This window comes from Brevundimonas sp., assembly GCF_036405315.1.
In the GTDB taxonomy this organism is placed as follows: domain Bacteria; phylum Pseudomonadota; class Alphaproteobacteria; order Caulobacterales; family Caulobacteraceae; genus Brevundimonas.
Genome location: NZ_DASWXW010000152.1, coordinates 1 through 12,067, shown reverse-complemented (window position 1 = coordinate 12,067; position 12,067 = coordinate 1). Strand labels below are relative to the sequence as shown.

9 protein-coding genes are annotated in these 12,067 nt (G+C 68.2%); 4 read left to right on the top strand and 5 right to left on the bottom strand.

Features of this window, described 5'->3' with window-relative positions; all coding sequences use genetic code 11:
• The 3 genes from VGE49_RS09505 to VGE49_RS09495 form a co-directional block, all read left to right on the top strand.
• On the top strand, window positions 1-335 hold a 335-nt coding region (locus VGE49_RS09505; protein WP_331034319.1), incomplete at its 5' end, for an endo-1,4-beta-xylanase.
• A 117-nt stretch (window positions 336-452) separates the two neighbouring features.
• Window positions 453-1,964, top strand: coding sequence for an HWE histidine kinase domain-containing protein (locus VGE49_RS09500; protein ID WP_331034318.1), 1,512 nt, complete (start codon window positions 453-455; stop codon window positions 1,962-1,964).
• Entirely contained in the window at window positions 1,961-2,338 is a 378-nt protein-coding gene (locus tag VGE49_RS09495; RefSeq protein ID WP_331034317.1) for a response regulator, read from the top strand. Before VGE49_RS09500 ends, VGE49_RS09495 begins: the two co-directional genes overlap by 4 nt.
• Here the strand turns inward: VGE49_RS09495 and VGE49_RS09490 are convergent.
• Genes VGE49_RS09490 through VGE49_RS09470 form a run of 5 tightly spaced genes read right to left on the bottom strand, consistent with a single transcriptional unit; the run spans window position 2,325 to window position 10,293 of the window.
• On the bottom strand, window positions 2,325-3,911 hold the full coding sequence (locus VGE49_RS09490) for a phytoene desaturase family protein (RefSeq protein ID WP_331034316.1): 1,587 nt from the start codon (window positions 3,909-3,911) through the stop codon (window positions 2,325-2,327). The two genes, VGE49_RS09495 and VGE49_RS09490, sit on opposite strands and share 14 nt — an antisense overlap.
• 36 nt (window positions 3,912-3,947) lie before the next feature.
• The gene (locus VGE49_RS09485) at window positions 3,948-7,430 is read right to left on the bottom strand and encodes a class I SAM-dependent DNA methyltransferase (protein WP_331034315.1); all 3,483 of its coding nucleotides are present in this window, start codon (window positions 7,428-7,430) and stop codon (window positions 3,948-3,950) included.
• A gap of 57 nt (window positions 7,431-7,487) precedes the next feature.
• Entirely contained in the window at window positions 7,488-8,699 is a 1,212-nt protein-coding gene (gene hutI, locus VGE49_RS09480; RefSeq protein WP_414643627.1) for an imidazolonepropionase, read from the bottom strand.
• Complete coding sequence (locus VGE49_RS09475) at window positions 8,699-9,589, bottom strand: agmatinase family protein (RefSeq protein WP_331034313.1); 891 nt, start codon at window positions 9,587-9,589, stop codon at window positions 8,699-8,701. The genes hutI and VGE49_RS09475 overlap by 1 nt, the downstream gene beginning before the upstream one ends.
• Window positions 9,590-9,594: 5 nt before the next feature.
• Complete coding sequence (locus tag VGE49_RS09470) at window positions 9,595-10,293, bottom strand: UTRA domain-containing protein (RefSeq protein ID WP_331034312.1); 699 nt, start codon at window positions 10,291-10,293, stop codon at window positions 9,595-9,597.
• Window positions 10,294-10,389: 96 nt separating this feature from the next.
• On the opposite strand from VGE49_RS09470, the gene hutU reads away from it, so the two are divergent.
• Window positions 10,390-12,057, top strand: coding sequence for a urocanate hydratase (gene hutU / locus VGE49_RS09465; protein ID WP_331034311.1), 1,668 nt, complete (start codon window positions 10,390-10,392; stop codon window positions 12,055-12,057).
• The last annotated feature ends 10 nt before the right edge of the window (window positions 12,058-12,067 follow it).

Genomic DNA, 12,067 nt, shown 5'->3' with positions numbered 1-12,067 from the left:
TGCAGGACATGACCAAGGCGCTGATCGACCTCGGCCTGGACATCACCGTGACCGAACTGGACGTCAAGGAATCCGAAGCCGTCGCCCCGACCGCCGCGCGCGATCAAAAGGTCGCCGACGAAACCCGCCGCTACCTTGATGTCATGCTGGCCTTCCCCGAGGTACGCGGCGTCGTGACCTGGGGCCTGACCGACAAGTTCTCATGGCTAACCGAGCAGGTCGACGCCCGGGTTCGCGCCGCGCGGGGCGTCAACCGCGGCCTGCCCTACGACGACGCCTACAGCCCCAAGCCCATGTACTGGGCCCTGGCCGACACCCTGCGCGCCAGCGCCTGACCCCCGCGCCGTCGACGTCCCTCAAAAAGCCGCCGCTGGACAAGCCTGAAGTTATTGGGTCAGGAACAGGCACCCTTTCGCCGCGGCTGCGTTAGGAAAGCGGAACCGGGGGACAGGGTGCGCACACTCGCCAAGACAATCGATCTGGTCGCAGCGTTCGACGCCTCGCCCAATCCCTACATGCTGCTGGACGATCAGCTGCGCTATGCAGGGATGAATCAGGCCTATCTGGATGTCACCCAGAGACGCCGAAGCGACCTGATCGGCCGCCCGGCCATGGAGATGTTCGACGCCGGCCCGGGAGAGAAGGCGGCGGAAAACGCCCGCCAACTTCTGTCGTCCTTTCAAAAGGTTCTCGAAACCGGAGAAAGCGACCATCTGGCGGTGATCCACTACGCCATTCCCGTTCCCGGAGTCGACGGCGAGGTTGTTTACGAAGACCGCTACTGGAGCTGCAGCCACACGCCGATCATCGACGCCTCCGGCCGCGTCACCCACATCCTCCAGCACACCACCGACATCACCGAGCTGGAAAAACTGCGCCGACAAGTCGCGCGGCAGCGCCCCAACAAAACCACCTCGGCCCTGGATTCCATGATCGGCGGCGGCGTCTTCCGCCGCGCCATGACGGTTCAGGCCGACAACCGGCGACTGGCGAACGAGCGCAAGCAACTGCTGGACATGTTCATGCAGGCGCCGGGATTCGTCGCCGTTCTGAACGGGCCGAACCATATCTTCCAATTGATCAACGGCGCCTACAGCCAACTGATCGGCCATCGGGACGTCACCGGCAAGGCGATCCGCGACGCCCTGCCGGAACTGTCGGGTCAGGGGTATTATGACTTTCTCGATGACGTCTATGCGACCGGCGAGCCCTTCCACGGGCGGCAAAGCCCGGTCCAGCTGCAACACACGCCCAACGGGCCGCTCGAGACCCGGTATCTCGACTTCATGTATCAGCCGATCCGCGATCAGGCCGGCGAGATCCTCGGCATCTTCGTCCAGGGCCACGATGTGACCGACACCGTGGTCGCCGCCGAGCGTCAGAAGCTGATGATCGACGAACTGAACCACCGCGTGAAGAACACCCTGGCCACCGTCCAGTCGATCGCCATGCAGACTGCGCGCTCGCACGAGGACCCCAGGTCCTTCGCCGAGACCTTCCAGTCGCGGATTCTGTCCTTGTCCCACACCCACGACCTGCTGACCCAAAGTCACTGGGAAGGCGCGGACCTGCGGGCGGTCCTGGAACATGAGACTGAAGCGCACGGGCCCAACCGCCTGTCGCTGAACGGCCCGAACGTGACGCTGGACCCGGCGACCGCCGTGTCGCTGGGCATGATCTTTCACGAACTGGCGACCAACGCCGCCAAGTATGGCGCCCTGTCAGCGGGCGACGGACGCGTGCTGGTGGACTGGTCCGTCGCCGATCTCAACGCGCCCCGCCTGGACATCCGCTGGCGCGAGACCGGCGGACCGGCGGTGTCGCCCCCGGATCGGCGCGGCTTCGGCAGCCGGTTGATAGAGCGTAACGTGCGGCACGATCTGGCCGGAACCGTCGAAAGGCACTACTCAGGCGACGGTTTTACAGCGGAAATCTCCATTCCGCTGACGAAGGAAGCGGAATGACGAACGCTCTGCAGGGCCGCCGCGTGCTGGTCATCGAAGACGAGTCTCTGGTGGCCATGCTGCTGGAAACCATACTGGACGACATGGGCTGCTCGGTGGTCGGCCCGGAATCCAACATCGACGACGGCCTTCGAACAGCGACCCACGAGGCTGCGCTGGACGCCGCCCTGCTGGACGTCAACGTGGCCGGCCGCGAGGTCTTCCCCGTCGCCGAGGCGCTGAAGACACGCGGCGTGCCCTTCGTCTTCTCGACCGGCTATGGCGAGGCTGGCCTGCCAGAGCACTGGCGCGGCCATCCGACCATCCAGAAGCCCTTCACCGAAGGCGCCATCCGCGACGCCCTGATGAAGGCGATGAACATCAGCCTGGCTTGAGATCCTTCAGGACGGCGCGCGCCGCATTGTGGCCCGGCGCGCCCGTGACGCCGCCGCCGGGGTGAGCGCCCGAACCGCACAGGTAAAGCCCCGGCAGCGGCATCCGGTGATCGGCGTGGCCCAGCACCGGCCGTGCGCTGAACAGCTGATCCAGCGTAAGCCGCCCGTGGAAGATGTCGCCGCCGATCAGCCCGAAGCGCCGCTCCAGATCGCGCGGTCCGAGCGCCAGCCGCCCCACTACCGAGGCCTTGAAGCCCGGCGCATGGGCGTCGACCGTCTCGATCATCAGGTCGGCCACGGTGTCGCGATGCTCGTCCGCCAGATCGGGCGAGACGTGCTGGCAGAACAGGCTGGCGACGTGCTGCCCCGCCGGCGCCAGGCTGTCGTCCAGGGTCGAGGGGATCAGCATCTCGACAATCGGCTTTGACGACCAGCCGTTCAGGCGCGCCTCGGCATGGGCGCGGTCCATATAGGCGAGCGTGGGTGCGATAATGATGCCTGCCGTCAGGTGGTCGCCGGGCTCCGGCAGGGCGGTGAACCGCGGCAGCTCGGACAGGGCCACATTCATGCGGAAGGTGCCAGAGCCGGAGGCGTAGCGGCTCATCCGCTCGGTGAAGTCCGCCGGGACCACCGCCGGATCGACCAGCCGGTCGAACAGCAGGCGCGGGTGCAGGTTGGACACCACGGCGCGGGCACGGATCACCTCGCCCGACTCTGTCACGGCGCCGACCGCCCTGCCCCGCTCGGTCAGCACCTCGGCGACGGGCGCATCGAGGCGGATGTCGACGCCCTGCTCGGCGCAGGCGGCGGCCATGGCCTGGGTGATGGCGCCCATGCCGCCGATGGCGTGGCCCCAGGCCCCCTTCTTGCCGTTCACCTCGCCGAAGACATGGTGCAGCAGGACATAGGCCGAGCCGGGCGTATAGGGGCTGGCGTAGTTGCCGACGACGCTGTCGAACCCGAACAGGGCCTTGATCGGATCGCTCTCGAACCAGCCATCGAGCCAATCGCCCGCCGACTTGGCGAACAGGTCCAGCAGGTCGCGCTGCGCCGCCAGGCCCAGCCCCGCGACCCGCCGCCCCAGCGACGCCGCCTTCAGCATCTCCGGCAGGGCCGCCAACCAGCCGCCTTCAACCACATTGGGCGGTGTGGTCAGGATCAGGTCGCGCAGGATGGCCGCGACCGTCTCCAGCCGCGCTTCATAGTCGGGCAAACGTTCAGCGTCGCGGGTCGAAAACTTGGCCACCTCAGGCTGGGTCCGCCCCTCGCCGGTCAGCAGATAGCGCCCATCGTCAAAGGGCAAGAAGTTGGCCGCGCGCCGCTCGACCACCCGCAGCCCGTGGCGGGGCAGTTCCATGTCGGCGATGACGCGCGGATTCAACAGGCTGACGGTGTAGCTGGCGGTCGAGTTGCGGAAACCGGGATGGAACTCCTCCGTCACCGCCGCCCCGCCGACGACGCCGCGCCTCTCCAGCACCGTCACCTTCAGCCCGGCACGCGCCAGATAGAAGGCGCAGACCAGCCCGTTGTGCCCGCCGCCCAGAATGACGATGTCCGTCCGTGATTGCGCCATGTCGTCCGCCCCCGATTCAAGAAACGGACGCTAGCATCAGACCCGACGTGGGGTGAACCATCCGTCCTGCGTGCGCTGGACCGATCCCGCCACGGCCAGGACCGCCAGGGTCTGTTCGATGCGGTCCTCCATCCGCCGCCCGCGCCGCCCGCTGAACCGTGACGCGAGCGCGCGCGGACCGACCGGCACGCCTTCCTGCCTCAGAGCATGCAGCAAGGCCGAGGCCATGGGTCCCGGCGCGTCAGGCAGGGACGGCAGGCTGGTGGCGACGTCTAGGGTCGCCTCGACCTGCACCGCACGACGCGAGATCTTCACGCGCCCTGCCTGGAAATCGGGACGCAGAAAACGCACCTCGCCGCGCGCCTCCTCGATAGCGCGCTCGCGGTTGAGGGCGACAAGGCCCGCCACGGCCGCCTGCGCCGACAAATCGGCCGGCCAGCCATAGGCGCCCAAAACCGCCGCATCCAGCCGTCGATGCAGATGATCCAGCAGTCCGATGCAGCCCGCCTCATGCACGGCGCGCTCGGTCTCTGTCAGCACGCCGCCCTCCAACCATCGCGCCCGAGCGTTGTAGAGGCCGGTCATGCTCAGGAAATCATGCCGCCCCAACACTTGCGCGCGCAGATCATCGATCTCGTCCGCCAGGATGGCGATCTCGGCCCTGCCCCTCCCCGACAGATCAGGAAAGGGAAAGGCGTCGAAACAGGCGCCCTTCACATAGACCGCGTCGCCGTCATAGACACCGATCCGCGCCGAGTTGGCGACGAACCATTGCTGATGCAGACGCGACGACAGGACGCCCAGGATGGCGGCGTCGTCGCTGGCGATCACCACCAGCTTGTTGTCCGGCAGGATGTCCGCATCCAGAAACCGGAACCAGCGATGCTTGGCGGTTTCGACGGTGGCGATGTAGCGCCCGATCCCCTCCAGCGCGGGCCGAAGTTCGCGGCGCGGCTCGCCGAAGATCCACCAGTTGTCCCGATAGGAGGCGCGGTTGTTGCGGTCCCGATCAGGCTTCACCGTCTCAAGGACGTGCTGAAAGATCGCCGGATGGCGCCGCCGCACCTCGGCCTCCTCCCAACCGAACAGGTCGATGACGTTCACGCTGCGCGGTCGATCCGCCAGATCGCGACCGTTGCGATAGGCCCGGATGGGCGAAATCGCCTCGGGCTCTGATGCCGACAGCAGGACCGCCGCCCGGTCCGGCGGCACAATGAAGCCTGCACCCATCAGTTGCACCCCGCGCATGGCCAAGGCCGAATTGGCTTTCAACGGCACGGCGTCGGACACCGGCGCGTTGACCGAAAGATCGGCTGAAATCGCCCCCCGCTCCTCGCTGAACACGATCTCCGGCGCGTCGGCATGCAGCCCTGCCTCGGACACGACGCTCAGCAGCCGCCCCTGTCCGTCAGGCTCGCCGCGCTCGGCCACGGTCATGGCGATGCGGACGGCGGCGCGGTCGCCGCCCTTGATCCAGGAGTGGTCGGGAATGGCGAAAGTCAGGCGCATCGGCGGCTCGCCCTTCAGGTGATGCTCCAGCACACGACGCGAAAAAGTCTGGGTGATCGAGTTGGTGGTGATGAAGCCGAAGCGGCGCAGGCTGGACCCTTTCTGCGTCAGGATGTCCGCCGCGCGGTCCCACCAGGCCGTCACCAGATCAGCCGAGCGGAACCGCCCCTGCCGCACTTGCCACAGGGCGTCGATATAGCCGTCGCCCAGTTCGCGCCTCAGGTCCTTGCCGCCGATGAAAGGGGGATTGCCGATGATGAAGTGGACGTCCGGCCACGGCGTCGGGCGCGGGTCGATCAGGCGAACCACCTCGCGCTCGTCATCATCTGCAACGAACAACACCGGCGCGTCGCCGTTCTTGCGCCTGGGTCGCGCACGCGTGACCGGACGCCCCACGGCGTCACGGACCAAGTCCTCGCGCGACCAGGACAGCAGGGCGTCGGTCTGACGGATGCGCTTGAAATTGCGCAGGATCGGTTCCGTCGGCTTGGCCTCGCCATAAACCCGAAAATGCCACTGCAGATAGCCGATCCACATCACCATCTCGGCGATCCAGGCGGCGTAGGCGTTCTTCTCAAGCCCCCAGAACTGTTCGGGACTGACCGTGTGGCCGTCCAGCGCCAGCGACGCCTGCGCCTCGCCCATCTCGGCCAGAACCGCCAGGACCTCGCCCTCAAGTTCCTTCATCAACCCCATGGCGACATAGAGGAAATTGCCGGTGCCGCAGGCCGGGTCCAGCACGCGGACGTGACACAGTTCGTGGTGGAACTCGCGCACCATCCGCCGCGCCCCCCTGTGATCGCCCGCCATGAACAGGCCGATGGCGCTGGCCTCGGCGGCCTCCCAGTCGGCGCGCAGCGGCTCCATGATCGTCGGTTCGACCAGGCGCTCGACATAGGAGCGTGGCGTATAGTGTGCGCCCAGTTCGCCCCGCTCGGTCGGGTCCAGCGCCTGCTCCAGCAGGGTTCCAAAGATGGCGGGCTCGACCGAGGCCCAGTCGCGCCGGGCGGCGGCGATCAGCGCCTCCAACTCGTCCTCGGTGATCGGCAGGGCTGCGATGTGCCTGAACAGGCCGCCGTTGAATCGGCGCAGGGTCTGGCGAATGGCCGAGCAATGCCCGCCCTCGTCCATGCGCCGGAAGAAGTCGCCCGCGCCCAGATGAAACTGATCCGCCTGGCCGCGATAGCTTTCCAGAAAGCGGCGGAAACCCCGGTCCTCGATCAGGCCGACACTGTCGGCGAACATGGCGAAGATGCACTGCATGACGAACAGGGCCGTCTGATTGGCCCGCGCCGCCTTGGCCACCGGATCGGGCCGACCGTCCACGCTGATCGCAACCCGCCCGCCGATGGAGCGGACCAGCCAGGCCAGCCGCCCGGCGATGTCGGTCGTCACCTCGGCCACGCGGGCGGCGGGGTCCAGGCTCATCGGATCGGACCAGACGCGCCTCAGCCGCTCACGCACCGCATCGTCGCGCAGGTGCGCCATCTCGATGCGATAGCGGGCGCGGTCGGGGAACGGGACATAGGCCTTGCCCTGCCTCCCGAAGTCGGACCACAGCTCGATGGCCCGCCCCACGTCCACGACGACGATGAAGGGCGGCCATTCGTCGAGGGCCTTGGCGTAGTTCTCGGCCTGACGCTTGGCGTTGCGCATCAGGGTTTCAAGCGTACTGGAGGTGCCTGCCGTCGTCTTGCGCCCCCGACCGCCGAACAGAGCCAGCTGCGGTTGCGGGTCCAGCGCCCCGCCCGCCCCGCGCTTGCCCGACTGCTTGGCCTCCAGCACGAAGGCGCCGCGCCGGTAGCAGTCGATGTAGCCGGGGTGGCTGCCGCCGTCCTCATGCAAGAACTTCACCGGGCGCTCGAAGCAGTAGTCGAGGTCGCCGGTCCGCTCATCATCGGGCGCCGCGACGCCGATCAGGCGGCACAGCTGGGCGATGAAGGTCTGATAATGGGCGCGCTCGCTGATCGGCGCCTCCGACCAGCGGCGAATGAAGTCGTCTGCATCCATGGATTGTCGGCCTCCCCGCCAACAACCCTAGATTATCTCTACTGTAGAATACAACCTTTAGGTGAGTTTTCCACCCAGGTAGCGCCGATGCAGCAGGGGCGCGCCCAGCCAGTAGCAGAGCTCGGCCGGGCGGGTGATGTCCCAGACGGCCAGGTCGGCGACCTTGCCGGCCTCGACGGTTCCGACCTCGTCCTGCAACCCCAGGGCGCGGGCGGCGTGGCGGGTGGCTCCGGCCAGGGCTTCCTCAGGGGTCAGGCGGAACTGGACGCAGGCCAGGTTCAGCGCCGCCGTCATGGAGGCGACGGGCGAGGTGCCGGGGTTGCAGTCGGTGGCGACCGCCATGCGCACGCCGTGCTGGCGCAGCAGGGCCACCGCCGGCGCCTTCGTCTCGCGCAGCATCAGGAAGGCGCCGGGCAGCAGGACCGCGACCACGCCTGCCTCGGCCATGGCCTTCACGCCCGCCTCGGTCGTGTGCTCGATGTGGTCGGCCGACAGCGCCTGATAGCGGGCGGCCAACGCCGCGCCGCCCCCGTCCGACAACTGGTCGGCGTGCAGCTTGACCGGCAGGCCCAGCGTCTCGGCCTTGTCGAACAAACGCGCCACCTCGTCCGTGGTGAAGGCGATGGGCTCGCAATAGGCGTCGACCGCGTCGACCAGACCCTCGGCATGGGCGGCGGGCAGGATTTGATCCACAGCCTTGTCCACATAGGCGGCGCGGTCGGTTTTGTGCTCGGGCGGAACGGCGTGCAGGCCCAGGTAGGAGGTGCGGACCCGCACCCCGGCCTCGCGCCCTATGCGGCGCGCGACGCGCAGCATCTTCAGTTCGCTGTCATGATCCAGACCATAGCCGGACTTGATCTCAAGCGTGGTGACTCCGGTGGCCTTAAGCCCCTCCAGACGCTTGCAGGCCGAGGCGTAGAGGGAGTCCTCGCTGGCCTCGCGCGTCGCCTTGACCGAGGAGACGATGCCGCCGCCGGCGCGGGCGATCTCTTCATAGGTCGCGCCCTCCAGCCGCCGCTCGAACTCGCCCGAGCGGTCGCCGCCGAAGACCAGATGGGTGTGGCAGTCGATCAGGCCCGGCGTGACCCAGCGACCGCCCAGACTGTCGGTTTCCACAGCCTTGTGCACAGGCAGGTCTGCGCGCGGCCCGACCCAGGCGATGCGCCCGTCCTGGGTCAGGATGGCGGCGTCCTCGATCGCGCCATAGGGGGCGCCGCCCTCCGTCATGGCGGCGACGTGGCAGTCGGTGATGAGGCGGTCAGCGAGGATCATCGTGCGGCCACTCCGCTGAGGATTTCGCAGAACCAGCGCCCGGCGGTCAGCGAGCCGAGGTCGCCGACTTCCAGCGAGGGGTCGTATTCGGTCAGGTCCACGGCACGGACCTGGGGGCAGGCACCGATGGCGCGGGCGGCGTCGAAGAAATCGTGGACCGAGACTCCGCCGGGCCGCGCGCCGGGGCTGGCGGGCCACTGGCTGCGGTCGATCACGTCGATGTCGAAATCGACGTAGATGACCTCGCACAGCGACGACAGGCGCTCCAGCTCCTCGACCACCACGGCGGCCAGACCGCGCTGGCGGCACTCGCGGGCGGTGCGGACGCTGATGCCCGCCGCCTCGGCCTTTTCATGCGCACGGCGGGTGTTGGCGAAGGGGGCGAGGCCGACCTGGCTGATGCGATGACCGTCCATGCCGTCATCCAGAAGGGCCTGGATCGGGTTGCCGTTGGTCAGGCCCTGATCCGTGTCGCGCAGGTCGAAATGGGCGTCCAGCGTCAGCACGCCGACGCGGTTAAGGCCGAGGGCGTGGACGCCGGGCCGGGTGACGGCGTTGTTGCCGCCGACCAGGATGGTCAGGGCGCGATGGGCCTGAGCGGCGACCGCGTCGCGCAAGGGCTCGAAGGCGTCGAACGGCGAGACGGCCTTCAGCGCCACATCGCCGGCGTCGTGCACCAAAACCTCCAGTTCCAGCCCGGTCTCGACGTCATAGGTGGACAGGCGCGGCAGGACGGCGCGCAGGGCCTTCGGGCCGAGGTCGCAGCGGCCCGGCGTCAGCGACCGCTCATTCAGCGGCGCGCCGATCAGGGCGACCGGGGCGTCGGGGTGGTTCCCCACCAGATCGCCGACAGAGCGCCACCCCAGGGCTTCAGACGGTTGGCTCATCGGGGTCATCCTTTAGTCGGGGAAAAGCGGGCGACCAGATCATAGGCCGCGCCGGGGAAAATCTGTGAGGCCCGGGTCACGCCCTGACCGTCGCGCCAGGTGCGGCGCTCCAGCCGCAGGCAGGGCGCGCCATCGGCCAGACCCAGCCCCGCCGCCGTCTCGCGATCAGCGCCGACCGCCGAGATACGATGCTCGGCCTCGGTCCAGGGCATGTGGGCCAGCAGCCAGCCGCCCGGCGGCTGGGTGGTGAAGTCGGCGGCCTCGGCCTCGGGCGCGGCGCTCAGGGAGATCAGGCGGCGCTCGAAGACGAAAGGCAGGTCGTCGGCCAGGTGCAGGGTCTCCAGCTCGACCACCCGCTCGCCCAGCCCCTCGTCGGGCCGCGCGGGGCGCACGATCCGGCCCAGCAGGCGGTGGGAGTAGGCCAGTCCCCTGCCCTCGACCTCGGACTGAATGTCAGGGATGGCGACCAGAGCGGACGAGTGAACCGGCGGATGGGCCACCACCGTCCCGGCGCGGCGGCGCCGCACCACCAGCGCCCGCGCCGAAAGATCCGTCATGGCGCGCGACACCGTCATGCGGGCGCAGCCGTATTCGGCCATCAGCTCGGCCTCGGTCGGGATGCGGAAACCGGGCCGCCATTCGCCCGAGGCGATGCGGCGCTCGATGTCCCCGGCGATCCGTCGATGAAGCGGCTCTTGATCCATGAATCGAAACTGCCTCTTGCACGCGTTAATGTCTAGACATAACACTCCCCCAAACACGACGGCCCAACCCGCACTCTGGGCCGCATGGAGGAATCGATGAGCGCCACGCCCAACACCCGCATCATCCGCAGCCCGCGCGGGTCTGAAAAGACCGCCAAGACCTGGGCGGCCGAAGCCGCCATGCGGATGCTGATGAACAACCTGGACCCCGAGGTGGCCGAGCGTCCCGAGGACCTGGTCGTCTATGGCGGCATCGGCAAGGCGGCCCGCAACTGGCAGGCCTTCGACACCATCGTGGAACAGCTGAAAAAGCTGGAAGCCGACGAGACCCTGCTGGTCCAGTCGGGCAAGCCGGTCGGCGTCTTCCGCACCCACGCCGACGCCCCGCGCGTGCTGATCGCCAACTCCAACCTGGTGCCCAAGTGGGCGACCTGGGAGCATTTCAACGAGCTCGATCGCAAGGGTCTGATGATGTACGGCCAGATGACGGCCGGGTCGTGGATCTACATCGGCACCCAGGGCATCGTCCAAGGCACCTATGAGACCTTCATGGAGGCGGGTCGCCAGCACTATGGCGGCGACTGGTCGGGCAGGTGGATCCTGACGGCGGGCCTCGGCGGCATGGGCGGCGCCCAGCCCCTGGCCGCGACCATGGCCGGCGCGTCGTGCATCACCATCGAGTGCCAGCGCAGCCGCATCGAGTTCCGCCTGCGCACCCGCTACGTCGACGTCATGGCCGAGACCCTGGACGAGGCCCTGGCCCTGCTGGAGCAGTCGTTCAAGGACAAAAAACCCTTGTCGATCGGTCTCTTGGGCAATGCGGCTGACCTTCTGCCTGAAATGGTCAAGCGGGGTGTCCGCCCCGATCTGGTGACCGATCAGACCAGCGCCCACGACCCCGTCAACGGCTACCTGCCCTCGGGCTGGACCGTCGCCGAGTGGGAGGAAAAGCGCGTCAGCGACCCCGCCGCCGTCGAATCCGCCGCGCGTCAGTCGATGGCCGTCCACGTTCAGGCCATGCTGGACTTCCACGCCCAGGGCATCCCCACCACCGACTATGGCAACAACATCCGTCAGGTCGCCTTCGACGAGGGCGTGACCAACGCCTTCGACTTCCCCGGCTTCGTGCCCGCCTATATCCGCCCCCTGTTCTGCCGCGGCATCGGGCCGTTCCGCTGGGCCGCCCTGTCGGGTGATCCCGAGGACATCCGCAAGACGGATGAGGCGATGAAGACGCTCTTCCCCGACAACGCCGGCCTGCACCGCTGGCTGGACATGGCGGGCGAGCGCATCGCCTTCCAGGGCCTGCCCGCCCGCATCTGCTGGATCGGTCTGGGCGACCGCCACCGCGCGGGTCTGATGTTCAACGAGATGGTGGCCTCGGGCGAACTGAGCGCCCCCATCGTCATCGGCCGCGACCATCTGGACAGCGGCTCCGTCGCCAGCCCGAACCGCGAGACCGAGGCCATGATGGACGGCTCGGACGCCGTGTCCGACTGGCCCCTGCTGAACGCCCTGCTGAACACGGCGTCGGGCGCTTCGTGGGTGTCGCTGCACCACGGCGGCGGGGTCGGCATGGGCTACAGCCAGCACTCGGGCGTCGTGATCGTCGCCGACGGCACGCCGGAAGCGGCCAAGCGTCTGGAGCGCGTCCTGTGGAACGACCCGGCCACCGGCGTCATGCGCCACGCCGACGCCGGATACGACATCGCCAAGGACGCCGCGCGCGAACACGGCCTGAACCTGCCCTCGCTGGACCTGTAAGCCTATGACC

Bases quoted from the DNA above. Each gene is read 5' to 3' on its own strand.
- VGE49_RS09490 (WP_331034316.1), bottom strand. From the start codon at position 3,911: ATGGCGCAATCACGGACGGACATCGTCATTCTGGGCGGCGGGCACAAC.
- VGE49_RS09470 (WP_331034312.1), bottom strand. From the start codon at position 10,293: ATGGATCAAGAGCCGCTTCATCGACGGATCGCCGGGGACATCGAGCGC.
- VGE49_RS09485 (WP_331034315.1), bottom strand. From the start codon at position 7,430: ATGGATGCAGACGACTTCATTCGCCGCTGGTCGGAGGCGCCGATCAGC.
- hutU (WP_331034311.1), top strand. From the start codon at position 10,390: ATGAGCGCCACGCCCAACACCCGCATCATCCGCAGCCCGCGCGGGTCT.
- VGE49_RS09475 (WP_331034313.1), bottom strand. From the start codon at position 9,589: ATGAGCCAACCGTCTGAAGCCCTGGGGTGGCGCTCTGTCGGCGATCTG.
- VGE49_RS09495 (WP_331034317.1), top strand. From the start codon at position 1,961: ATGACGAACGCTCTGCAGGGCCGCCGCGTGCTGGTCATCGAAGACGAG.